The 21,921-nt window shown below is 67.6% G+C and carries 22 protein-coding genes; 11 read left to right on the top strand and 11 right to left on the bottom strand.

The annotated features are described in order from the left end of the window. Window positions 1-52: 52 nt before the first annotated feature. A complete protein-coding gene (locus EOW66_RS04495; RefSeq protein ID WP_239017491.1) occupies window positions 53-826 on the bottom strand; it encodes a DUF2189 domain-containing protein in 774 nt (257 codons plus the stop codon). Window positions 827-1,151: 325 nt separating this feature from the next. On the opposite strand from EOW66_RS04495, the gene EOW66_RS04490 reads away from it, so the two are divergent. After that, window positions 1,152-2,303 carry a Hint domain-containing protein gene (locus EOW66_RS04490; protein ID WP_239017490.1) on the top strand — a complete coding sequence of 384 codons (1,152 nt, stop codon included), beginning with the start codon at window positions 1,152-1,154 and terminating at the stop codon, window positions 2,301-2,303. 3 nt (window positions 2,304-2,306) lie between these two features. On the opposite strand, the gene EOW66_RS04485 is transcribed toward EOW66_RS04490, so the two are convergent. From EOW66_RS04485 to EOW66_RS04475, 3 genes are all read right to left on the bottom strand, one after another. After that, entirely contained in the window at window positions 2,307-2,870 is a 564-nt protein-coding gene (locus tag EOW66_RS04485) for an adenylate kinase (protein WP_128155157.1), read from the bottom strand. A 4-nt stretch (window positions 2,871-2,874) separates the two neighbouring features. Further along, window positions 2,875-3,999, bottom strand: a complete 1,125-nt coding sequence (gene prfB, locus EOW66_RS04480) for a peptide chain release factor 2 (RefSeq protein ID WP_128155156.1) — start codon at window positions 3,997-3,999, stop codon at window positions 2,875-2,877. Window positions 4,000-4,096: 97 nt separating this feature from the next. Next, the gene (locus EOW66_RS04475; protein ID WP_128155154.1) at window positions 4,097-6,652 is read right to left on the bottom strand and encodes a penicillin-binding protein 1A; all 2,556 of its coding nucleotides are present in this window, start codon (window positions 6,650-6,652) and stop codon (window positions 4,097-4,099) included. 214 nt (window positions 6,653-6,866) lie between these two features. Here EOW66_RS04475 and EOW66_RS04470 point away from each other — a divergent pair, with 214 nt between their 5' ends. Both EOW66_RS04470 and EOW66_RS04465 read left to right on the top strand, forming a co-directional pair. Next, the gene (locus EOW66_RS04470) at window positions 6,867-8,462 is read left to right on the top strand and encodes a peptide chain release factor 3 (RefSeq protein ID WP_128155153.1); all 1,596 of its coding nucleotides are present in this window, start codon (window positions 6,867-6,869) and stop codon (window positions 8,460-8,462) included. Continuing rightward, window positions 8,459-8,923: a DUF6869 domain-containing protein gene (locus EOW66_RS04465; protein ID WP_128155151.1), complete on the top strand. Its 465-nt coding sequence runs from the start codon at window positions 8,459-8,461 to the stop codon at window positions 8,921-8,923. Before EOW66_RS04470 ends, EOW66_RS04465 begins: the two co-directional genes overlap by 4 nt. Window positions 8,924-8,925: 2 nt before the next feature. Here the strand turns inward: EOW66_RS04465 and EOW66_RS04460 are convergent, their stop codons facing one another. Then, complete coding sequence (locus EOW66_RS04460) at window positions 8,926-9,351, bottom strand: OsmC family peroxiredoxin (RefSeq protein WP_128155150.1); 426 nt, start codon at window positions 9,349-9,351, stop codon at window positions 8,926-8,928. Window positions 9,352-9,562: 211 nt separating this feature from the next. Next, entirely contained in the window at window positions 9,563-10,759 is a 1,197-nt protein-coding gene (locus EOW66_RS04455) for a deoxyguanosinetriphosphate triphosphohydrolase (RefSeq protein ID WP_128155149.1), read from the bottom strand. A gap of 84 nt (window positions 10,760-10,843) precedes the next feature. Here EOW66_RS04455 and EOW66_RS04450 point away from each other — a divergent pair, with 84 nt between their 5' ends. The 5 genes from EOW66_RS04450 (at window position 10,844) to EOW66_RS04425 (ending at window position 16,342) form a co-directional block, all read left to right on the top strand. Beyond that, window positions 10,844-11,173: a HesB/IscA family protein gene (locus tag EOW66_RS04450; protein ID WP_128155147.1), complete on the top strand. Its 330-nt coding sequence runs from the start codon at window positions 10,844-10,846 to the stop codon at window positions 11,171-11,173. Window positions 11,174-11,236: 63 nt separating this feature from the next. Next, window positions 11,237-12,922 carry a DUF6161 domain-containing protein gene (locus EOW66_RS20800; protein ID WP_275402036.1) on the top strand — a complete coding sequence of 562 codons (1,686 nt, stop codon included), beginning with the start codon at window positions 11,237-11,239 and terminating at the stop codon, window positions 12,920-12,922. A gap of 70 nt (window positions 12,923-12,992) precedes the next feature. After that, a complete protein-coding gene (gene xth, locus EOW66_RS04435) occupies window positions 12,993-13,772 on the top strand; it encodes an exodeoxyribonuclease III (protein WP_128155145.1) in 780 nt (259 codons plus the stop codon). A 67-nt stretch (window positions 13,773-13,839) separates the two neighbouring features. After that, window positions 13,840-14,409, top strand: coding sequence for a peroxidase-related enzyme (locus EOW66_RS04430; RefSeq protein WP_128155144.1), 570 nt, complete (start codon window positions 13,840-13,842; stop codon window positions 14,407-14,409). Window positions 14,410-14,659: 250 nt separating this feature from the next. Continuing rightward, window positions 14,660-16,342: a putative transporter gene (locus tag EOW66_RS04425; protein WP_239017489.1), complete on the top strand. Its 1,683-nt coding sequence runs from the start codon at window positions 14,660-14,662 to the stop codon at window positions 16,340-16,342. Window positions 16,343-16,530: 188 nt separating this feature from the next. On the opposite strand, the gene EOW66_RS04420 is transcribed toward EOW66_RS04425, so the two are convergent. The 4 genes from EOW66_RS04420 to EOW66_RS04405 are packed head-to-tail and all read right to left on the bottom strand — an operon-like array spanning window position 16,531 to window position 18,917. Further along, window positions 16,531-17,367 carry an ATP-binding protein gene (locus EOW66_RS04420; RefSeq protein WP_128155143.1) on the bottom strand — a complete coding sequence of 279 codons (837 nt, stop codon included), beginning with the start codon at window positions 17,365-17,367 and terminating at the stop codon, window positions 16,531-16,533. Continuing rightward, window positions 17,364-18,209 (bottom strand): twin-arginine translocase subunit TatC, encoded by an 846-nt coding sequence (gene tatC / locus EOW66_RS04415; protein WP_128155141.1) that lies wholly within the window; start codon window positions 18,207-18,209, stop codon window positions 17,364-17,366. The genes EOW66_RS04420 and tatC overlap by 4 nt, the downstream gene beginning before the upstream one ends. Continuing rightward, entirely contained in the window at window positions 18,206-18,673 is a 468-nt protein-coding gene (gene tatB / locus EOW66_RS04410) for a Sec-independent protein translocase protein TatB (RefSeq protein WP_128155140.1), read from the bottom strand. Before tatB ends, tatC begins: the two co-directional genes overlap by 4 nt. 25 nt (window positions 18,674-18,698) lie before the next feature. Next, complete coding sequence (locus EOW66_RS04405; protein WP_128155138.1) at window positions 18,699-18,917, bottom strand: twin-arginine translocase TatA/TatE family subunit; 219 nt, start codon at window positions 18,915-18,917, stop codon at window positions 18,699-18,701. A 158-nt stretch (window positions 18,918-19,075) separates the two neighbouring features. Here EOW66_RS04405 and EOW66_RS04400 point away from each other — a divergent pair, with 158 nt between their 5' ends. The 3 genes from EOW66_RS04400 (at window position 19,076) to EOW66_RS04390 (ending at window position 20,909) form a co-directional block, all read left to right on the top strand. Then, window positions 19,076-19,711, top strand: coding sequence for a MarC family protein (locus EOW66_RS04400; RefSeq protein WP_128155136.1), 636 nt, complete (start codon window positions 19,076-19,078; stop codon window positions 19,709-19,711). A 51-nt stretch (window positions 19,712-19,762) separates the two neighbouring features. After that, a complete protein-coding gene (locus tag EOW66_RS04395) occupies window positions 19,763-20,338 on the top strand; it encodes a retropepsin-like aspartic protease family protein (protein WP_128155135.1) in 576 nt (191 codons plus the stop codon). Window positions 20,339-20,429: 91 nt separating this feature from the next. Then, a complete protein-coding gene (locus EOW66_RS04390; protein WP_128155133.1) occupies window positions 20,430-20,909 on the top strand; it encodes a hypothetical protein in 480 nt (159 codons plus the stop codon). Here EOW66_RS04390 and EOW66_RS04385 read toward each other — a convergent pair. After that, window positions 20,906-21,874 carry a magnesium transporter CorA family protein gene (locus EOW66_RS04385; RefSeq protein WP_113899445.1) on the bottom strand — a complete coding sequence of 323 codons (969 nt, stop codon included), beginning with the start codon at window positions 21,872-21,874 and terminating at the stop codon, window positions 20,906-20,908. The two genes, EOW66_RS04390 and EOW66_RS04385, sit on opposite strands and share 4 nt — an antisense overlap. Window positions 21,875-21,921: the final 47 nt, after the last annotated feature.

Here is a 21,921-nt window from a genome sequence, read left to right as displayed (position 1 = left end):
CGGGCGGCCTTCGGGCCGCCCTTTTTCATTCCTGGCGGCCCCCCGTCGTGCCCTACGCGGTCAGGGCGCGATACATGTGCCAGCTCGCGTGGCCAAGCACCGGCAGCGCGACGAACAGGCCAAGGAACAGCGGCACCATGCCGAGGAACAGGATCCCGGCGATCACCGCAGCCCAGGCGGCCATCGCGCCGGGATTGGTCAGCACCGCCTGCACCGAGGTGATGATCGCGGTGATGAAATCCACCTCGCGCTCGAGCAGCAGCGGCAGGCCGACGACGGTGAAGCTGAACAGCAGCGCCGCGAAGATCGCGCCGATCGCGCCCCCGGTCAGCAGCATCGCCGGACCATTGCCGCTCAACAGCACCTCGGGCGAGGAGGAGACATTGGTCAGCGCGCTTGTCCCCAGGAAGAGGGCGAAGGTGGTGTGCGCGACGAAGACCCAGAACATGAACATCAGCAAGATCACCATCGCCATCGACGGCAGCTGCCGGTCCTTCTGCGCGAAGACGACGCCCAGCACCGCCGGCCAGTAAAGCGGCTCGCCCGCCTCGAGCCGGCGGCTGACCTCGTAAAGCCCGATCGCGGCGAACGGGGCAAGCAGCGGAAAGCCGAGAATGAAGGGCACGAGCCACCATTCCTCGCCGCGCGCCGCAAACACCTGCCACAGCACGACGCCGCCGAGCACATAGACCGCCGAGAAGAACAGCCCGAAGGCCGGCGCGCGGCGGAAATCGCGCCAGCCCGCCCGCAGCGCCTCGGGAATCGTCGACAGCGGCATTTCCTTCATCTCGGGCAGCTCCGACGGTCCGTCCATCACTTCCACCATGCAACCCTCCCTGAATGCCAGCGGACGGGCCCCTCCCCGGGCCCTTGCCTTCAGGATGGGGGCAGCGGGCGTTCCGGGCAAGGAAATCCCTCGCGGCAGCGCGGCGCGGATGGATGCCGCACTGCGGCGCCAATGCATGGCCGCTATGCCGCCCGGCTTTCCCCCTTGTGCCCCCCCCTCCGGCGCGTAGAACGGCCACGCAAAATACCCCTGCGCCGGATCCGGCGCGCGGGCCGACTTGCGAAAACGAGTGCGCGGCAGAGCCCCGGCAAAGGGGCCAGATCCGCAGTGACCGGCGCCGCACAGGCCCGGACAGGTAATGATTATGACGGACATGACTTATACGGACCCGATCTATCTGACCGGGGACATGCTGGCTTCGTTTTCCGGCCAGCCGACGAACCAGGGCAACCCCGGCGATACGAATTTCGCCATGGTGGTGCCGAAGGCGCAGGCGCTTGGTGGTTCGGATACGCTCTACCGGCTGGTCTGGACCGGCAACAGGAACACCACGGCGACCGAATTCGGCAATGGCCAGTTCTGGCAGCTGCAGGCCTACACCCCCTCGGGCGACAATGACGGCGACCCGACGGTGGGGGGCGCCGGCTGGGCTCCGGTGAACAGCTACGGCTCCCTGACGCCGAAACACGATCTGGTCGGCGGGCTTGGCGACGGCGACGATTACATCGTCTTCGAGGGCAGCAAGGGCTATCTGCTGCTCGACATCAACGGCGGCCTGCCGGCGCAGCCGACGACGCTGACCTATCTCGCCAGTGCGGAGAACGGCGATCCGACGCTTGGCGACAATGACGGCCATCTCGACTTCTACGACGCCTATCACGCGATCAGTGCGACCTGCTTCTGTGCCGGCACGCTGATCGAGACCGCCACCGGCCCGCGCCCGATCGAGACGCTGCGGGCGGGCGATCTGGTGCGCACCCTCGACCACGGGCTGCAGCCGCTGCGCTGGATCGGCGCGCGCGTGCTTGACGCCGCCGCGCTTGCCGTCGCGCCACAACTGCGCCCGGTGCGGATCGCGGCCGGTGCGCTCGGCCCCGACCTGCCGGCGCGCGACCTGCTCGTCTCGCCACAGCACCGCGTGCTGATGCGCTCGCGCATTGCCGAGCGGGTCAGCGGCGCACGCGAGGTGCTGGTCGCCGCAAAACACCTTGTCGGCGCGCCCGGCATCGCGGTGATCGCAGCGGCCGAGCCGGTGCAGTATCTGCACCTGCTTTTCGACCGGCATGAGGTGGTCTTTGCGAATGGTGCCGAGGCGGAATCGCTGTACACCGGCACGCAGGCGCTGCGCGGGCTGAGCCGCGCGGCGCGCGCCGAGGTGCTGGCGATCTTCCCCGAGCTGCGCGCGGGCCGGCCCGTGGCCCCGGCCGCGCGGACACTCACCGACGGGCGCACCGGGCGCAAGCTGAGCGCGCGGCACGCGAAGACCGGCAAGCCGATGGTGATGATGGCGGGCTGAGCCTCAGACGAGGTTCAGCGCCCGCAGGCGCTGCCAGCATGCCGCCACAAGCTCTGGCACCGGCAGCGCCCCCGAAAGCTCGAGCGCCGGCTCGGCCCGGCCCGCCAGCCAGTCGCGGTGCCGGGTCAGCGAGCGGCCGGAGAAATAGGGCTCGTCATAGGAGGCGGCCCATTTCAGGAATTCGGCGTGGTTGTGGTGCATGTCGCCGCCGGGCTTCACCCGCGCGCCGAATTTCTCCGTCTCGCGCCGGCGGATGCGGGCAAGGCGCAGCGGCGTCGGCGTGACGAGGAAGATGATCAGGTCGGCGCCGTCGATCACCAGCTCGCCCCAGCCGTCCGCCGCGCCCGACAGCACCCAGCCGCCGTCCGCCCCCTCGCCCAGCTGCGCCGCGGCGATCAGCGCGACACGCTCCTCGACCGGGCGCCGGACGGTATAGGGGGGATCGGTCGGCGCCCAGAAGAAGGCGTCGGTGTCGAGATGCGGCACGCCGAGGCGTTCGGCCAGGGCCCGCCCGAGGGACGAGGTCCCAGACCCTGCGGCGCCGGTGATATAGACCCGCGCCGCCATCGCCTCAGTCCGCCTGTGCGTCGGCGCGGGACTTGCCCTCGACGCCAAGCGCCAGTGTCGCGGCCATGAAGCCGTCAAGATCGCCATCGAGCACGCCCTGCGTGTCCGAGGTCTCGTAGCCGGTGCGCAGGTCCTTCACCATCTGGTAGGGCTGCAGCACATAGGAACGGATCTGGTTGCCCCAGCCGGCCTCGCCCTTCGCCTCGTGCTGGGCGTTGATCGCGGCGTTGCGCTTGTCGAGCTCCATCTGATAGAGCCGCGCCTTCAGCGCGTTCATCGCCGCCTCGCGGTTCTGGTGCTGCGACTTCATCGACGAGGTGGTGACGATGCCGGTCGGCAGGTGGGTGATGCGCACCGCCGAGTCGGTGGTGTTCACGTGCTGCCCGCCGGCGCCGGTCGAGCGATAGGTGTCGATGCGGATGTCGTTCGGGTTCACCACGATGTCGATGTTGTCGTCGACCACCGGATAGACCCAGACCGAGCTGAACGAGGTGTGCCGGCGCGCCGCCGAGTCATAGGGCGAGATCCGCACCAGACGGTGCACACCCGATTCCGACTTCAGCCAGCCATAGGCGTTCTTGCCCGAGATCTTGTAGGCGACCGAGCGGATCCCCGCCTCGTCGCCCGCGGTTTCCGAGATCAGCTCGACGGTATAGCCCTTCTTCTCGGCCCAGCGGGTGTACATCCGCGCAAGCATCGAGGCCCAGTCACAGCTTTCGGTGCCGCCCGCACCGGCGTTGATTTCCAAAAAGGTGTCGTTGCCGTCCGCCTCGCCGTCGAGCAGCGCCTCGAGCTCCTTGGCATCGGCAAAGGCCTTCAGCTCGCGCAGCGACGTCTCGGCCTCGGTGATGATGTCGGCGTCATCCTCCATCTCGCCCAGCTCGATCAGCTCGACGTTGTCGGTCAGCTCGCGTTCGATGCGCTTGTAGGTCTCGGTCTGGTCCATCAGCACCTGACGCTCGCGCATCAGCTTCTGCGCCCGCGCCGGGTCCGACCACAGGTCGCCATCCTCGATCATCGCGTTGAATTCCTCGAGCCGGTGCGGCGCGGTCTCGAGGTCCATCCGCTGGCCCAGAAGTTTCAGCGATTTGCGGATCGCGTCCACGATGTTCTGCGTCTCGGCGCGCATCGGTCCTGTCCTTCCTGTCTTGTCGTCGCGGTGATACAGGCAAGGCGGCGCCCGGGCAAGCACCCGGGCGCCGATATTGCCTGCTTGCGCAGGTGTCTCAGTAGAGCCCGCCCGAGCTCACGGTGCCGAAATCGGCCTTCTTCGGGATCACCCTGGTCTGGCCGGTCGAGGTGGTGACCGAGCGGTCGCCCTCGTCGGTCTCGCCCTGGGCGAAGAGCGGCAGGTTCTGCCCCATGGCAAAGCCGCCGTCGACGATCGCGCCGATGCCGCTCATGCCCTGGCCCTCGCGCAGGTATTCGGCCTGCACGAAATCGCCCGTCGCGTCGTCGGCCAGCCGCTCGCCGGTGAAGCGGTTGAACTTCGCCCAGTAGCCGCCCGGCGGCACCTTGAAGGCGCTGCCGCCATAGACCTTGACCGCCGCCTGCATGAACTCGTTGAACACCGGCACGCAGAGCGTGCCGCCATAGGCGCCGGGGCCGAGCGTGCGCGGCTGGTCATAGCCCATGTAGCACGACGCCACGATGTTCGAGGTGAAGCCGGTGAACCACACGTCCTTGGCGTCGTTCGTGGTGCCGGTCTTGCCCGCCACCGGCACCGGCAGGTTCACCCCGTGCCCCGAGCCGCGGCTCACCACGCCCTGCATCATCGAGATCATCTGATAGGCGGTGACCGGGTCGATCACCCGCTCGCGGCTCGACACGATCCGCGGGCCAAGACCCATCGCGATGTTGCGCGTCTTGCAATCCTCGCAGCTGCGCTGGTCGTGGCGGTAGATCGTCCGCCCCCAGCGGTCCTGCACCCGGTCGACGAGCGTCGGCTCGACCCGCTCGCCGCCGTTGGCAAACATCGCATAGGCCGAGATCAGCTGATACATCGTCGTTTCCTGCGCGCCGAGGGCGTTCGCAAGGAAATGGCTCATCGGATTGTAGACGCCGAACTTCTCGGCATATTGCGCCACCGTGTCCATGCCGATCGTCTGCGCGATGCGGACCGTCATCAGGTTGCGCGACTGCTCGAGCCCGGTGCGCATCGGCGTCGGGCCGTAATACTTGTTCGAGGCGTTCTTCGGCCGCCACAGCCCCTGCGGCGTGTTCACCTCGATCGGCGCGTCGACAACGATGGTCTCGGGCGAGAAGCCCCAGTCAAGGGCGGCGGCATAGACGAAGGGCTTGAAGTTCGAGCCGGGCTGGCGCTGTGCCTGGGTCGCGCGGTTGAACACCGAGGACTGGTAGGAGAAACCGCCCTGCATCGCGATGACGCGGCCGGTGTTCACGTCCATCGCCATGAACGAGCCCTCGACCCGCGGCACCTGGCGCAGCGACCAGCGCTTGAAGCTGCCGGCGTCGTCGTCGAGCGCGCGCACCAGCACCACATCGCCGGTCTCGACCAGATCGGCGGCGCGTTTCGCCCGGGCGGTGAGCTTGCCGTCGCGCTTCAGCTTGCGCGCCCAGGTCGCATCCTCGTTCGGGATCCAGTGGCCGTCGCCGTCTTCCTCGATCCCCTCGATGCCGACCCGCGCGCCCTTGTCGGTGGTCTCAAGCACCACCGCGGCATGCCAGCCCTCGATGTCGCGCGGCGCCTTGTCGGTCGGCACCGCGGCAAGTGCCGCGCGCCAGCTACGCTCGTCGCCGAGCTGGTCGGCCGCGATCGTCGCGCCGGTGCCGCGCCAGATGCCGAGGCTGCGGTCGTATTTCTCCAGCGCATGTTGCAGCGCCTTCGCCGCCTGCCGCTGCATATCGGGGTCGATGGTGGCGCGGATCGTCAGGCCACCGCCGAAGAATTCCTCCTGTCCGAAGGTCTTCGACAGCTGCCGGCGGATCTCGTCGGTGAAGTAGTCGCGCGGCGGCAGCGCATCGCGGAACGGCGGGTAATCGCCGTTCTGCACCGTCTTCAGCGGCTTCGCCTGCTCGGCGTCCATCGTCGCCTGATCAATGTGGCCGTCCTCGAAAAGCCGGCGCAGCACATAGTTGCGCCGCATCCGCGCGTCTTCGTAGTTGCGCACCGGGTGCAGCTCGGCCGGCTTCTTCGGCAGCGCGGCGAGATAGGCCGCCTCGCCCACCGTCAGCGCGCTCAGCGGCTTGTTGAAATAGGTCTGCGCCGCAGCCGCGACGCCATAGGAGTTCTGCCCGAGATAGATCTCGTTCAGATAGAGCTCGAGGATGCGGTCCTTCGACAGCGCCTGTTCGACACGCGAGGCGAGAATCAGCTCCTTGATCTTGCGCTCGATCGAGCGCGAGCCGTCGAGCAGGAAGTTCTTCATCACCTGCTGGGTGATCGTCGAGGCGCCGCGCACGTCCTTGCCGCCCGAGCGCACCGCGGTCACCATCGCCGCCAGCATGCCGCGGGTGTCATAGCCCTTGTGGGTGTAGAAGTTCTTGTCCTCGGCCGAGATGAAGGCATCCTTCACGATCGCCGGCATGTCGTTGATCGGCACGAAGATGCGCCGTTCCTCGGCGAATTCGTCGATCAGCTGCCCCTCGCCCGAATAGATCCGCGAGATCGTCTTCGGCGTGTATTGCGCCAGCTGCTCGTAGCTCGGCAGATTGCGCGAATACATCCAGAAGATCGCCCCGATCGTCAGCGCCGCGAAGACGAGCGCGGTGACGATCCACGAGAAGATCCCCCCGAAGAAGGACAGAATAAAACGGATCAACGGTCACCCCCATGGGGCAGCCCGCCCCCGATTGGTTGCCCCTATAGCGTGGGGGCGCACGAGGGTCAAAACAACTTGATGTCACGCAATCGGGAATGCGGCGCCGCTCCGCCACCCCGGGGCAGGCCGGCGCCCCCCCTTCGCCCGGCCGGCATGCGCCCCTCGCACGCTTGCGCCGCTTGCCCCGTGCCCGCGCGCGCGCTATGAGCGCGCCATGACAAACCGCGCCCCTCTCCCCGCCGAAATCGCCCGCCGCCGGACCTTCGCGATCATCGCGCACCCCGACGCCGGCAAGACCACGCTGACCGAAAAGTTCCTGCTGTTCGGGGGCGCCATCCAGATGGCCGGCCAGGTGCGTGCGAAGGGCGAGGCGCGGCGCACGCGCTCGGACTTCATGAAGCTCGAACAGGACCGCGGCATCTCGGTCTCGGCCTCGGCGATGAGCTTCGATTTCCGGCACTATCGCTTCAACCTCGTCGACACCCCCGGCCACTCGGACTTCTCCGAGGACACCTATCGCACGCTCACCGCGGTCGACACCGCGGTGATGGTGATCGACGGCGCGAAGGGCGTCGAAAGCCAGACCCGCAAGCTCTTCGAGGTGTGCCGGCTGCGCGACCTGCCGATCGTCACCTTCTGCAACAAGATGGACCGCGAGGCGCGCGACACCTTCGAGATCATCGACGAGATCCAGGAGAATCTGGCGATCGACGTGGCGCCGGCGTCCTGGCCGATCGGTCAGGGCCGCGATTTCCTCGGCTGCTATGACCTGCTGCACGACCGGCTCGAGCTGATGGACCGCGCCGACCGCAACCGTGTCGCCGAAAGCCTGAAGATCGAGGGGCTCGGCGATCCGAAGCTCGCCGAGCACCTGCCCGCCGACCTGCTCGGGAAACTGCGCGAAGAGATCGAGATGGCGCGCGAGCTGCTGCCCGCCTTCGACCGCGCCCGCTTCCTCGAGGGCTCGATGACGCCGATCTGGTTCGGCTCGGCGATCAACTCCTTCGGGGTGAAGGAGCTGATGGACGGCATCGGCGAATACGGCCCCGAACCGCAGCCGCAGAAGGCGGCCGAGCGGATGGTGCTGCCCGATGAAAAGCCGGTCACCGGCTTCGTCTTCAAGGTGCAGGCGAACATGGACCCGAAGCACCGCGACCGCGTCGCCTTCGTCCGCCTCGCCTCGGGCCATTTCGAGCGCGGCATGAAGCTGCTGCACGTGCGCACGAAGAAACCGATGGCGGTGTCAAACCCGGTGCTGTTCCTGGCCGCCGACCGCGAGCTTGCCGAAGAGGCCTGGGCGGGCGACATCATCGGCATCCCGAACCACGGCCAGCTGCGCATCGGCGATGCGCTGACCGAGGGCGAGGTGCTGCATTTCACCGGCATCCCCTCCTTCGCGCCGGAACTGCTGCAATCGGTGCGCTCGACCGACCCGATGAAGGCCAAGCACCTCGAAAAGGCGCTGATGCAATTCGCCGAGGAAGGGGCTGCGAAGGTGTTCAAGCCCTCGATCGGCTCGGGCTTCATCGTCGGCGTCGTCGGCGCGCTGCAATTCGACGTGCTGGCCAGCCGGATCGAGATCGAATACGGTATCCCGGTGCGCTTCGAGCCCTCGCAATTCACCTCCGCCCGCTGGGTGCAGGGGCCGAAGGACGCGGTCGAGAAGCTCGTCAACGCCAACAAGCAGCACATCTCGATCGACCATGACGGCGACGTGGTGTTCCTCACCCGGCTGCAATGGGACATCGACCGGGTGCTGCGCGATTACCCCGAGGTGAAGCTCTCGGCGACGAAGGAGATGATGGCGTGACGCCCCTGCCGCCCGAGCTGACCACCCGCCTCGCCGAGGCCGCAAACGCCCCCGAGGGGCTGCACAGCGTCGAGGCGCTGGCCGATCTGTGGCTCGCCGATCACCGCGAGGACCGCGGCGACCCGGACGAGATGGCCTGGTCGGATCTGTGCGTGTTCGAGCTCGACGCCCATCCCGAGGAGCTTTTCGCCTTCTGCCTGCGGGCGATCCGCAAGGCCGAAAACCCCTGGCAGGTCGGGCTGATCGCCGCCGGCCCGCTCGAGGAGCTGATCGCCACCCACGGCGCCGCGATCATCGACCGGCTCGAGGAGGCCGCCCGCCGCTCGGCCCGGATCCGCTTCGCGCTGACCGGGATCTGGCAGGGCGAGACTGCGCCCGAGGTCTGGGCGCGGATCGAGGCGGCCCGCATCGGCGCGATGGAGACGGGCTTCGACGCGGGCGGCCCGCTGCCGCCCGCCTGAGCTCATTCGACGATCTCAAGCTCCATGCCCACCTCGCAGGCAAGCACCTTCGAGACCGGGCAGCCCGCCTTCGCGGCCTCGGCCGCCGCGCGGATCACCTCGGGCGCCCCCTCGCCCGACACCCGCACCTTCAGCATCGAGGCGGTGATCGCAAATCCAGCCTCCTGCTTTTCCATCTTCACCGTGGCGACGGTGTCGATCACCACATCGCCCACCCCGGCGGCGGCAAGCCCGCCCGAAAGCGCCATCGAGAAACAGGCGGCATGGGCCGCGGCGATCAGCTCCTCGGGGTTGGTGCCCGGCCGCCCCTCGAACCGGGCGGCAAAGCCATAAGGCTGCGCCGCCAGCGCCCCCGACTGCGTCGAGATGCTGCCGCTGCCTTCGCGGATCGAACCTTCCCAATGTGCGGAACCCGTCTTCAGGATCATCTGTCCTCTCCCATGATGCGCCGAAGCGGCGCCACAGAAGATCAACATACGCCGCGCCGCAAAGTTCCGCGCCGGCTTTCTTCACGCCGCAACGCCCCGTGATTGCAGCCCCCTTCGGGCTTTCTCCTTGCCCGAAATACCTCGGGGGTGAATTCGGCGCTGCCGAAGAGGGGGCAGCGCCCCCTTCCCTGCCCGCCCGCCAGATCCCCGCTCAGAGGTCGGGGTCGATCAGCCGGTGATATTCCTGGATCGCGAAACGGTCGGTCATGCCCGCGACGTAATCGAGAACGACGCGCGCAAGCTCGGTGCGCCCGTCGTTCCCTTTCGCCTGCGCCGCCGCCACGTCGCCCTGCCAGTCCTCGGGCAGAAGCTCGGGCCGCTCGAGGAAGAGCGGGAACAGCCCGTTCACCATCGCCGTCACGCGCTGCCGCTCCGCCACCACGCGCGGCGCGCGATACATGCGCTGAAACAGGAACATCTTCACCACCTTCAGGTTCTGGTAAAGCGGCTTCGAGAAGCGGATGATCGGCCCGTCCATGGCGCGGATGTCGTCGACGCTGCGCGGCTGCAGGCTGGCGAGCCGGTTCTGCGCCACCGCGATCACGTCCTCGACCATCACCCCGAAGACCCGCCGCAGCGCCTCGTGCCGGCGCCGCGTCGCCTCGAGCCCGGGATAGAGCCGGTCGACCTCGGCAAAGCACTCGCCCACCATCGGCAGCTCGCACAGGTCGTCCTCGGTGAACAGCCCGGCGCGCAGCCCGTCGTGCAGGTCGTGGTGGTTATAGGCACAATCGTCGGCCACCGCCGCCACCTGCGCCTCGGCCGAGGCATTGGTCTCGAGCTCGAGATCCCATTGCGCGTCGATCTCGGCCAGCGCATAGGGCAGGCTCGCGCGGTCGGGCACCTGGTGCGCGCCGCCCTTGTCCGAGATCACCGGCCCGTTGTGCTTGGCGATGCCCTCGAGCGTCTCCCAGGTCAGGTTGAGCCCGTCGAAGGTGGCATAGTGCCGCTCGAGCTTGGTCACGATCCGCAGCGCCTGCGCGTTGTGGTCGAAGCCGCCGTAATCCTTCATCAGCACCGCCAGCGCATCCTCGCCGGTGTGGCCGAACGGCGGATGGCCGAGGTCATGGGCAAGGGCCACCGCCTCGGCGAGATCGGTGTTCAGGCCAAGCGCGCCGGCGATCGTGCGCGCCACCTGCGCCACCTCGATCGTGTGGGTCATCCGGGTGCGGTAATAATCGCCCTCATGCTCGACGAAGACCTGGGTCTTGTGCTTGAGCCGGCGGAAGGCCGAGGAATGGATGATCCGGTCACGATCGCGCTGAAACGGCGAGCGAAAGGTCGAGATGCTCTCCGGAAACAGCCGCCCGCGGCTGGCCTCGGGATGGCAGGCATAGGGTTGCAGCACGGTTCTCGCCTCGTCTTGCCGGTTCGTCCTTCCCACCCTATATCCGGAAAGTTACGGAAATACAGGCCCCCGGAGGGTTCAGCCATGCTCGTGCCGCCGAAAGTCACCCCGCGCGCCTTCGCGCGCCTCGCCGAGATCAACGGCGCGACCGACGCGCCGCGCGCGCTGCGCATCGCCGTCGAGGGCGGCGGCTGCTCGGGGTTCCAATACGACATCACGCTCGAGGAGGCCGCGACCACCGACGACCTCGTGCTCGAGGGCGCGGGTCAGCGCGTGCTGATCGACCAGGTCAGCCTGCCGTTTCTGGAAAACGCCACGATCGACTTCACCGACGAGCTGATCGGCGCGAGGTTCGTGGTGGTGAACCCGAACGCGACCTCGAGTTGCGGCTGCGGGATTTCCTTCTCGATGTGAGGCGCGCCTTGCGCGGCTGACCCGCCTGCTGCAAAGTTGACGCAAGCGGCAGGGTGCGGGTGAATGGTGCAGGCGAGCGAGATCAGGGACGAGGAAACGCTGAAGGCGTGGCTTGACGCGCGCTCCGAGGCGACACGACAGCATGATGCGGTGGTGATCGCCCATCGGGCCGCGATGCGGGTGCTGTCGCTTTTTGTTCAGGCACTAAACGAGGGCTGGGCACAAAAACATGATTTGACGGTCCTGCCGATTTTGCGGGTAAATTTGACTTCGGGGGCCTACGCGGGGAATCCGGCCCCCGAAGTCAAAAAAGCCGCCCACTCCGCCGCCGCCGCCACCGCCGCCACCGCCACCGCCACCGCCGCCCACTCCGCCGCCCACTCCGCCGCCGCCGCCCACTCCGCCGCCACCGCCGCCGCCGCCACCGCCACCGCCGCCCACTCCGCCGCCGCCGCCACCGCCGCCACCGCCACCGCCACCGCCGCCCACTCCGCCGCCACCGCCACCGCCGCCACCGCCACCGCCGCCCACTCCGCCGCCACCGCCGCCGCCGCCACCGCCACCGCCGCCCACTCCGCCGCCCGCGCCGCCGCTTGGACCCAAATTCAGAGCGACACCGCAAAGTTGGAAACCAGCGCCAACCCCGAACAGTCTGCGCTGTGGCCAGACGCCCCCGAGGCCCTGCAGCGCGCTTGGGACAAGGCGCGCGACTGGCTTGCCGCCCACCCCGGCCATGACTTCTGGATCCGCTGGTATGAGGCCGCCCTCGAAGGCCGCCCGCTCACCGGCGATTGGGAAAGCCACGACAGGCTTTTGACCGACATCGCCCTCATCCCCGAGGAAGACTGGCAACAGGGTGCAGAGCATGTGGCGGGGCTGATCGCCGAGATCGAGAAGCGCTATCCGAGCGACCCGAAAGTTTCCGCGCTTCGCCGGGGCAGAAATGAGGTGGCCAACGCGATTGCAAGAGCCGCGGAAGCTCGCGCAGCCGATCTAGAGATTCTCAGCGATATTCAGAAGCAAACGATCGAGAAACTGACACGCGAGTTGGAGCGTAGCACAACCCGAATTGCCGAGCTCACGGACGCTCTGCAAATCAAGCTCAATGGCGAAACTGATAGCACCGCGCAGAGCCTCGCGAACTTCCGGGCCGAACTAGAGAACCTTCTCGAAACGCATAAGGAGAAAATGGACGCCGTGGTGCTGGCCTTCCGGCAAGACCAGGCGCTCAAAGCACCCGTCGCAATGTGGGATGAGAAACATACGCATCATCGCGCGGCAGCCTGGTGGTCCTTGTTTTGGTTTATTCTCAGTCTCGGGATGATCGGCGTTGGCGCGGGCGGATTGATCTACGCCATCGTTCATTGGCCGGACAGCATGACCACCCTGTTGACCCCGCCGTGGTGCAACCCAGCGACCGGTCAGGGGTGTTCAAGTTTCTCGCTCCGAGGGCTCTTGGTCTCCGGTGCGGCCCTCACCGCGCTGACGGTTCTTCTGTGGTTCGCAAGGCTGCGGATGAAAATCTATCTCTCCGAGCGCCATCTGGCCGAGGACGCGCGCGAACGCAAAGCCTTTGTCGAGGCCTACCTTGGACTGCTCGAAAATGGCGACACTTCGCAAGAGGCACAACAGGAGCGTTCTATCATCTACTCGGCGCTTTTTCGGCCGTCTTCTGACGGAATGGTCAAGGACGAGGGGGGAATTGATCCCTCAATCACCGCCGCGCTTTCTAAACTGCTAAGCCGATAGGCGCCTCACGCAGAAGCTCCCTTCCCCTCACCTCGCCCCTCCCCTACAACCGTCGCAAACGGAGGCGCCCATGAAGATCGCGACGTTCAACATCAACGGCATCAAGGCGCGCGCCGAGGCGCTCGTCACCTGGCTGCGCGAGGCCGAGCCCGACCTCGTCGCGCTGCAGGAGATCAAGTCGACCGACGAGGCCTTCCCGCACGAGATCTTCGAGGGGCTGGGCTATTTCATCGAAACGCACGGGCAGAAGGGCTTCAACGGCGTGGCGCTGCTGTCGAAGCTGCCGCTCGAGGATGTGACACGTGGCCTGCCCGGCGACGAGACCGACGAACAGGCGCGCTGGATCGAGGCGACGGTGGTCGGCAAGCGCGCGGTGCGGATCGCCGCGCTCTACCTGCCGAACGGCAACCCGGCGCCGGGGCCAAAATTCGACTACAAGCTGGCCTGGATGGAGCGGATGCACGCCCGCGCCGCCGAGCTTTTGACAAGCGAAGAGCCGGTGATCCTTGCGGGCGATTACAACGTCATCCCGCAGGACGAGGACGCGGCGAAGCCCGAGGCCTGGCGCGAGGATGCGCTCGCGCTGCCCGACAGCCGCGCCGCCTTCCGCCGGATCGTGAACCTCGGCTACACCGACGCCTTCCGCGCCGAGGTCGAGGGGCCGGGGCATTACACCTTCTGGGATTACCAGGCGGGCGCATGGAGCCGCAACAACGGCATCCGCATCGACCACATACTGCTCAGCCCGCAAGCCGCCGACCTGCTGCGCGGGGTCTCGATCGACAAGGAGATCCGCGGCCGCGACAAGCCCTCGGACCACGTGCCGCTACTGATCGAGCTTGACGCCTGAGCGCTGACGCTACGTCATTTCCCGTTGCGCCCCTCCCCGCGGCACAGTGCCCGCAGGGAGGACCACAATGACAGACAGACCAATCAGCCGGTTTCCGGTGCCGTCACTGGCATCGCTGCCGCAAGACATCCGCGCGCGGATCGAGGCCGTGGCCGAAAAGGCGGGCTTCGTGCCGAACATCTTTCTGGCGCTCGCGCACCGGCCCGACGAGTTCCGCGCCTTCTTCGCCTATCATGACGCGCTGATGGAGCGCGACAGCGGGCTGAGCGTCGGCGAGCGCGAGATGATCGTGGTGGCGACGAGTGCGGCGAACGAATGCCAGTATTGCGTGGTGGCGCATGGCGCGATCGTGCGGATCCGGACGAAGAACCGCATCCTCGCCGACCAGCTCGCCAGCAATTACCGCAAGGCCGACATCACACCCCGCCAGCGCGCGATGCTCGACTTCGCACTGAAGGTGAGTGCGCGGGCGCAGGAGGTCGACGAGGCCGATTATGCCGCGCTGCACGCCCATGGCTTCAGCGATGCCGACATCTGGGACATCGGCGCGATCACCGCCTTCTTCGGGCTGTCGAACCGGCTGGTGAACATGGCCTCGATCCGCGCGAACGAGGAATTCTTCGCGATGGGGCGCTGAGGCCGGGCGTTTCGGGGCGGGCGGCGCAAGGGGGCGCTGCCCCCTCTTTTGCCATGCGGCAAAATTCACCCCCGAGGTCTTTCGGCCAGGAAGAAAGCCCCGGGAAGCGTGGCGCCTGCGCCGCAAAATCCGGCATGTGGGCAAGGGTTTGGTGATCGCATGTGCCGGCGCATTGACCGGCACCGGCCGCGGGTGCAGCGTGGGCGGGCGGGCCATTTCGCACCCGCGGCATCGGCGACGGAGACCCGCGATGGAGATGATCCTTGGCTTCCTGCACGGCCTGTCGGGCGTCGCCCTCGGCACCGCGGCGCTGTCGCTTGCCGGCGCGCTCGGCCTGTTACTCGGCGGGCTGAGCTGGCGCGGCATCGGGCTCGGCATCGGCGGGGTGCTGTTTGCCGGGATCTTCGTCGGCCATCTCGCCTCGCTCGCGGGGCTCGCTTTCGATGGCGCGATGATCGAGTTCATCCGCGAATTCGGTCTGATCCTTTTCGTCTTCACCATCGGCATCCAGGTCGGGCCCGGCTTCTTCTCGACACTGCAGAAATCGGGGCTGCAGCTGAACCTGATCGCCGCGGCGATCGTCGTGCTTGGCGTTGTGGTGACGCTCGGGCTGCATGCGCTGACCGCGGTGCCGGTGCCGGCACTGGTCGGGCTGATGTCGGGGGCGGTGACGAATACCCCCGGCCTTGGCGCCGCAACGCAGGTGCTGAAGGACATCGGCGCCGATCCGGCGACACTGTCGCAGCCGGGGCTCGGCTATGCCGTGGCCTACCCTTTCGGCATCCTCGGCATCCTCGCCTCGATGCTTCTGCTGCGGGCGGTGCTGAAGATCCGCGTCGAGGCCGAGGAGGCCGCCTTCGACGCCACCCGCGCGCGCGGCGCGGCCGAGCTGCCCTCGCTCAACCTGCGGGTGCGCAACCCCAATCTCGACGGGCTGCGGCTTGGCGAGGTGCCCGATCTTTACGACGCGGGCGTGGTGGTGTCGCGGCTGCGCAAGGGCGACGAGCTGCTGCATCCGACCCGCGACACGGTGCTGAACCTCGGCGACGTGCTGCACCTCGTAGGCCCGGCGCCGAAGCTGCACGCGATGGAGCTGATCCTCGGCGAGCGCGCCGAAAGCGCGCTGACCACGACGAAGGGCACGCGCCTCGCCTGGGAGCGGATTGCGGTGACCGAGAAGAAGGCGCTTGGCCGGCACATCCGCGACTTCGGGCTCGAGGCGCAGAACGTCACCATCTCGCGGGTGATGCGTGCGGGCACCGAAGTGCCGGCAGACGGCGCGCTGACGCTGCAATTTGGCGACATCCTGACCGTCGTCGGCGGCAAGGCGGAGATCGCCGCCGCCCGCCCGTTCTTCGGCAACCAGCAAAGGAGCCTCGAGAGCGTGCAGTTTTCGGCGGTGTTCATCGGCATCGTGCTCGGCGTGCTGGTGGGCTCGGTGCCGATCCTGGTGCCCGGGCTGCCGGCGCCGCTGAAACTCGGCCTTGCGGGCGGGCCGCTCGTGGTGGCGATCGTGCTCTCGCGCATCGGCTTCCTCGGCCCCTTCGTGTTCTTCATGCCGCCGGTCGCGAACCACGCGCTGCGCGAGCTCGGCATCGTGCTCTTCCTCGCCGCGGTGGGGCTGAAGGCCGGCGACAGTTTCCTCGCCACGCTCATTCACGGCGACGGGCTGATCTGGATGCTCTATGGCGCGATCATCACGCTGGTGCCGCTGCTGATCGTGGGCTTCGCAGCGCGGATGATCTGGAAGGTGAACTACCTCAGCCTCGCGGGTGTTCTGGCCGGCTCGATGACCGATCCGCCGGCGCTCGCCTTCGCGAATGCCATGGCGCCGACGGCGGCGGCGCAGTCGATCGGCTATGCCGCGGTCTATCCGCTGGTGATGTGCCTGCGCATCCTCGCACCGCAGGTGCTGGTGCTGCTGCTGATGTAAGGGAGGGGCCGCATTCGACGCACTGCGTCTCATCCTCTTTTGCCTGACGGAAAAATTCACCCCCGGGACATTGGAAGCGATTGGAAGACGACCCGTCCCCCGCTTCCAATTGCCTCAAATATCCCGGGGGGAGTCCGAAGGACGGGGGGCAGCGCCCCCCTGCCCGGCCGGGGCCGCGGCGCCGGCTGTCAGAGCATGAGACCGCGCCGGCCGGCAAGATCGGTGAAGAACTGCCACGCCACGCGCCCCGAGCGCGAGCCGCGGGTGCGATACCATTCCGTCGCCTCGGCGCGCAGCGCCTCGGGCGCGACCTCGACGCCGTAAGCCGCGCAATAGCCCTCGATCATCGCGAAGAATGCGTCCTGATCGCAGGTGTGGAAGCCGAGCCACAGCCCGAAGCGGTCAGAGAGCGAGACCTTCTCCTCGACCGCTTCCGAGGGGTTGATCGCGCTCGAGCGTTCATTCTCGATCATGTCGCGCGGCATCAGGTGGCGCCGGTTCGAGGTGGCGTAGAGGATCACATTCGCCGGCCGCCCCTCGATGCCGCCATCAAGCACCGCCTTCAGCGACTTGTAATGCTGATCGTCGTGGCTGAAGCTGAGATCGTCGCAAAAGAGCACGAAGCGCTGCCCCGAGGCGCGCAGATGCGCCATCAGCCGGTTGACCGAGGGCAGATCCTCGCGCGCGAGCTCGACGAGCTTCAGGGGCAGGCCCTGACGCAGCGCCTCGGCATGGACCGCCTTGACGAGCGAGCTTTTGCCCATGCCGCGCGCGCCCCACAGCAGCGCATTGTTCGCCGCCGCGCCGCGGGCGAATTGCAGCGTGTTCGCCAAAAGCGTGTCGCGGGCCCGGTCGATGCCGCGCAGAAGCGACAGCTCGACCCTGCTGACCTCGGCCACCGGCACCAGCCGGTCGGGCGCGGTCTGCCACACGAAGGCATCGGCGGCGCCGAAATCGGGGGCCGGCGCGGGGGCCGGTGCGAGGCGTTCAAGCGCCTCGGCAATGCGCAGGATCGGATCGGTCATTCGCCTTCTTCCTCGTCTTCTTCCCAGGTGCCGTCGGCGCGCATCTGCGCCTCGCGCCTGCGCTCGATCCGGGCGACCAGCTGGATCGAGATCTCGTAAAGCCCGTAGACCACCGCAAACAGGATCGCCTGGCTCACCACGTCGGGGGGGGTGACGATCGCGGCGACGATCAGGATCACCACCACCGCGTATTTGCGCACGCTCGAGAGCCCCGCAGCCGAGACCAGACCGGCCTTGCCCATCAGCGTCAGCAGCACCGGCAGCTGGAAGCAGATGCCGAAGGCGATCACGAATTTCATCGTCAGCGAGAGATATTCCTCGACCGAGCCCTGAAAGCCGATCGCCGCCATCTGGTTCGCCGCGCCGCCATCGGGCGACATCGGCCCCTGCTGGAAGCCGAGGAAGAACGAAAAGGCCATCGGCAGGATGACGTAATAGGCGAAGGCCGCACCGGCGATGAACATCACCGGCGAGGCGACGAGGAAGGGCAGGAAGGCCCGCTTCTCGGACTTGTAGAGCCCCGGCGCCACGAAGCGCCACAGCTGATAGCCGATCACCGGGAAGCTCAGCGCGAAGCCGCCGAGGAAGGAGATGTTGATCGCGACGAAGAAGCCTTCCTGCAGCTTGATCAGGTAGAGCCCGCATTGCTGGCCGCGTGCGGTCAGGGCGTGGCAGATCGGCTGGGTCAGGAAGTTGAAGACCGGCTGCCAGAACGCATAGCAGACCACCATCGCCGCCAGAAAGGCCGCAAGCGCATAGAGGATGCGCGTGCGCAGCTCGGCCAGATGTTCGATCAGGGGCGCGGCGGAGTCGTCGATCTCGTCCTGAGGCGCGGTGCTCATGCCTTCCCCTTCTCTGCGTCACCGGCCGGCGCAGCCGGGGCCGCGGCGGCGGTGTCGGCCGTCGTCATGCCCGGCTCGGGCGCGTCGCCCGGCTCGTATTCCGCCTCGGCCGCGTCAAGCTCGGCCGCCAGCTCCGGATCGGGCTGCAGCGCGGCGGGAGCCGCGGCTTTCGCCGTGCCCGGCAGCTTCGGATCCCATTTCTCGAATTTCTCGGTGGCACGTTCGAGCGCCTCGAGACCGAGCGATTTCTTCGAGGCGATGCCCTTCAGGTCCGACGCGACGTCGTTGATGCCGGTCTCCTTCGCGGCATCCTCCATCGCGCGGCTGAACTCGCGCGCCATCTGGCGCGCCTTGGCGGTCAGCCGCCCGAGCGTGTGGAACATCACGGGCAGGTCCTTGGGACCCACCACGATCAGCGCCACCACGCCGATCAGCAGCAGTTCACTCCAACCGATGTCGAACATGGCGCGTCCGCCCCGGCCGGCCGGCTCAGGCCTTGTCCTTATCCGTGGGCGTGGGCGTCACGTCGCGCGCCTCGTCCACCTTGGCGTCCTCGATCTCCTTGGTGCCGTCGTTCACGCCCTTCTTGAAGGCGGTGATGCCCTTGCCGACCTCGCCCATCAGCGACGAGACCTTGCCCCGGCCGAAAAGCACGAGCACGACGACGGCGATCAGAAGCAGGCCGGGAAGGCCGATGTTGTTGAGCATTTCAGTCTCCAGCCGGTGCGGGAGGGCCGCACCTGTGATTGTCTTTCGCAACATTTACGGGCTGCGTGGGGGCAATCAAAGACCGATTTCACCAAATCACGCAAGTTTTTGCGTGCGTGCCCATGGATCGCCCGAAATCCGCGCGCTACTGTCCGGCCATGAACTCCGCCGAAACCATCACCGCTTTCGTCACCCTCTTCGTGGTCGTCGACCCGATCGGCCTTGCGCCGCTGTTCATCGCGCTCACCCGCGGGATGACGGGGCAGGCACGGCTGAAGGTCGGGCTGCGGGCGCTGGTCATCGCGACGATCCTGCTCACCCTCTTCGGGCTCTTCGGCGACAAGCTGCTCGCCGGCGTCGGGATCTCGATGCCCGCCTTCCGCATCGCCGGCGGCATGCTCTTGTTCCTCACCGCCCTCGACATGCTCTTCGAGCGGCGCACCGAGCGGCGCGAGGGGCAATCGGCCGACCCCCACACCGACGATCCCTCGGTCTTCCCGCTGGCGACACCGCTGATCGCCGGGCCCGGCGCGATGGCGACGATGATCCTGCTTGCCGGCGCGCCCGGGGCGGACGGGGTGCATCTGCTCGTCGTGCATCTGGTGATGCTTGCCGTGCTCGCCTGCGTCTTCGCGATGTTCCTGATCGCCACGCCGCTCGAGCGGCTTCTGGGCCGCACCGGAACGATGGTGGTGACGCGGCTTCTGGGCATGCTGCTGGCCGCGCTGGCGGTGCAGTTCATGCTCGACGGGCTGCGCGGCTCGGGGTTGCTTGGCCCCTTCTTCGGCCGCTGAGGGGGTGACAGCGGTGCCCCTGCCCCCTACATCCCCGGGGCAGGAGGCCCCATGACCGACATCTCGCCGAACCTCGTCTATCTCGTGCTGCTGCTGATGGCACTGGCCGGCTATTTCTTCACCGCCTTCCGCCGCCATCCCGCACGCAGCCTGCAGCAGATCATGGTCTGGGCGCTGATCGTGCTCGGCCTCGTCGCGGTCTTCGGCATGTGGGGCGACATCCGCAAGAGCTTCGTGCCGCAACAGGCGGTGCTCACCGACGGGCGGATCGAGGCGCCGCTCGGCCCGGACGGGCATTACTACCTCACTGCCGAGGTGAATGGCGTGCCGGTGCGCTTCGTCGTCGACACCGGGGCGACCGACATCGTGCTGACCCGGCGCGACGCGGAACGGGCGGGCATCGACACCGCGGGGCTGGCCTTCATCGGCAGCGCCAATACCGCGAACGGCACCGTCGCCACCGCGCCGGTGCGGATCGGGACGATGGATCTCGGCCCGATCCACGACCGCAACCTCCGTGCCGTGGTGAACCGCAGCGAGATGGACGGCTCGCTGATGGGGATGAGCTATCTCACCCGCTTCGCCAGGGTCGAGTTCGACCGCGACCGGCTGGTGCTGACGCGCTGAGGCGGAAACCCGCCGCAGGCCCGCGCCGGGGCTTGCCTGCGCCGGTGCCGCGCCTATCGTCTGGCCGAGCTGCGAACAGGAGACCCCCCAGATGCGCCGCAAGACCCGCCTTCTCCCCCTCCTCCTTGCCGGCCTCGTGCTTGCCGGCTGCGTCACCGAGACCGAGGCCGGCGGCAATGGCCCGGGCGAGGTGCGGGTTTCGGACAAGGCGCCGATCGTGATCCGCAACGACGACGGCGGCAATGTCACCGGCTATATCGCCCGGCGCGAGCAGCTGGCGAAATCAGGCCGGCGGGTCGAGATCCGCGGCTATTGCGCCTCGGCCTGCACGATGCTGACGACGCTGCCCAATGCCTGCCTCGGGCCGAAACTGGTGATCGCCTTCCACGCGCCGCATTTCATCGGCACCAACATCCCGGCGCCGATGGTGACCGGGCTGATGGGGCGCTACTATCGCAACGGCGTGCTGCAGAAATGGAACAGCACCTGGAGCAAGTCGCAGAAGATGACGAAGATCTCGGCGCGCGAGTATGTCCGGCTCGACCCGCAGACCAGGATCTGCCCGCGTTAAAGCCAGTCCTTCCACTTGAAGAACGCCCAGGTGCCAAGCGCCGAGGCGATCATCAGCCCGATCGCGAAAGGATAGCCCCAGGGCTTGTCGAGCTCGGGCATGGCGGCAAAGTTCATCCCGTACATCGAGGCGATCAGCGTCGGCGGCATGAACAGCGCGGCGACCACCGAGACGATCCGCACCGTGGTGTTCTGCGCGAGGTTGATCATGCCGAGCGTCGCATCGACCGACAGCGACACGCGCGAGGACAGGAAATCGCCATGCACCGCGAGCGAGCCGATGTCGCGGATCTGGCCCTTGATGATCGTGTGCAGGTCCTTGCCCTGCGGATGGGTGGCCAGCGTCTGGTCGTAGAACGACAGCGCGCGCTCGAGCGTCAGCAGCGCGAGCCGGATCCGGCCCAGCAATTCGCCCTGCCGCCCGACCTCGCCCAGCGCATGCTGCAGCTCGTCCGGGCTCGCGTCGCCCAGCACATGCACCGAGACCGAATCGAGCCCGCGCCCGATGCCCTCGAGCAGGTCGGCCTGGCGCGCCACGATTTCCTCGATCAGGCCAAGGAAGATCCGCTCGGGCGAGGTGCAGCCGGCGGTCGAGCGGTCGGCGCGTTCGGGATAGGTCTCGAACGAGCGCGGCGCGTGGTGGCGCACCGTCACCAGCCGCTCGGCGGTCAGGATGAAGGTGACCGGGCCCGAGATGTGGCGCCCGTCCGGGGTCTGGCCGGGCAGCACGACGGTCATGAAATCCGAGCCGTTCTCGCGATAGAGGCGGTTCGAGATCTCGATCTCCTCCATGTCGGCAAGCGTCGGCACCTCGATCCCCAGCCCCTCGACCGCGGCGATCTGGCTGTCGAGCGGGCGATAGAGGTCGATCCAGAGCGCATGCGCGATCTGCGAGCCGGGCGCCATCGGCGTCTCCTGGCCCATCCGCGCAAGCCCGCGTTTTCCGGCAGTGAAGGCATGCAGCATGTCGGACCTCTTCGCGTGCTTCGCCCCTTGGGTATCGGGCCGGGCGC

This window comes from Paenirhodobacter huangdaonensis, from assembly GCF_004022465.1.
In the GTDB taxonomy this organism is placed as follows: Bacteria; Pseudomonadota; Alphaproteobacteria; order Rhodobacterales; family Rhodobacteraceae; genus Rhodobacter; species Rhodobacter huangdaonensis.
This window is presented reverse-complemented; position numbering and strand designations above follow the sequence as displayed.

Bases quoted from the DNA above. Each gene is read 5' to 3' on its own strand.
- EOW66_RS04430 (WP_128155144.1), top strand. From the start codon at position 13,840: ATGACAGACAGACCAATCAGCCGGTTTCCGGTGCCGTCACTGGCATCG.
- EOW66_RS04395 (WP_128155135.1), top strand. From the start codon at position 19,763: ATGACCGACATCTCGCCGAACCTCGTCTATCTCGTGCTGCTGCTGATG.
- EOW66_RS04460 (WP_128155150.1), bottom strand. From the start codon at position 9,351: ATGATCCTGAAGACGGGTTCCGCACATTGGGAAGGTTCGATCCGCGAA.
- EOW66_RS04400 (WP_128155136.1), top strand. From the start codon at position 19,076: ATGAACTCCGCCGAAACCATCACCGCTTTCGTCACCCTCTTCGTGGTC.
- EOW66_RS04425 (WP_239017489.1), top strand. From the start codon at position 14,660: ATGGAGATGATCCTTGGCTTCCTGCACGGCCTGTCGGGCGTCGCCCTC.
- EOW66_RS20800 (WP_275402036.1), top strand. From the start codon at position 11,237: ATGGTGCAGGCGAGCGAGATCAGGGACGAGGAAACGCTGAAGGCGTGG.
- EOW66_RS04490 (WP_239017490.1), top strand. From the start codon at position 1,152: ATGACGGACATGACTTATACGGACCCGATCTATCTGACCGGGGACATG.
- EOW66_RS04495 (WP_239017491.1), bottom strand. From the start codon at position 826: ATGGTGGAAGTGATGGACGGACCGTCGGAGCTGCCCGAGATGAAGGAA.
- EOW66_RS04405 (WP_128155138.1), bottom strand. From the start codon at position 18,917: ATGCTCAACAACATCGGCCTTCCCGGCCTGCTTCTGATCGCCGTCGTC.
- EOW66_RS04385 (WP_113899445.1), bottom strand. From the start codon at position 21,874: ATGCTGCATGCCTTCACTGCCGGAAAACGCGGGCTTGCGCGGATGGGC.
- EOW66_RS04450 (WP_128155147.1), top strand. From the start codon at position 10,844: ATGCTCGTGCCGCCGAAAGTCACCCCGCGCGCCTTCGCGCGCCTCGCC.
- EOW66_RS04485 (WP_128155157.1), bottom strand. From the start codon at position 2,870: ATGGCGGCGCGGGTCTATATCACCGGCGCCGCAGGGTCTGGGACCTCG.
- prfB (WP_128155156.1), bottom strand. From the start codon at position 3,999: ATGCGCGCCGAGACGCAGAACATCGTGGACGCGATCCGCAAATCGCTG.
- xth (WP_128155145.1), top strand. From the start codon at position 12,993: ATGAAGATCGCGACGTTCAACATCAACGGCATCAAGGCGCGCGCCGAG.
- EOW66_RS04470 (WP_128155153.1), top strand. From the start codon at position 6,867: ATGACAAACCGCGCCCCTCTCCCCGCCGAAATCGCCCGCCGCCGGACC.
- tatC (WP_128155141.1), bottom strand. From the start codon at position 18,209: ATGAGCACCGCGCCTCAGGACGAGATCGACGACTCCGCCGCGCCCCTG.
- tatB (WP_128155140.1), bottom strand. From the start codon at position 18,673: ATGTTCGACATCGGTTGGAGTGAACTGCTGCTGATCGGCGTGGTGGCG.
- EOW66_RS04390 (WP_128155133.1), top strand. From the start codon at position 20,430: ATGCGCCGCAAGACCCGCCTTCTCCCCCTCCTCCTTGCCGGCCTCGTG.
- EOW66_RS04420 (WP_128155143.1), bottom strand. From the start codon at position 17,367: ATGACCGATCCGATCCTGCGCATTGCCGAGGCGCTTGAACGCCTCGCA.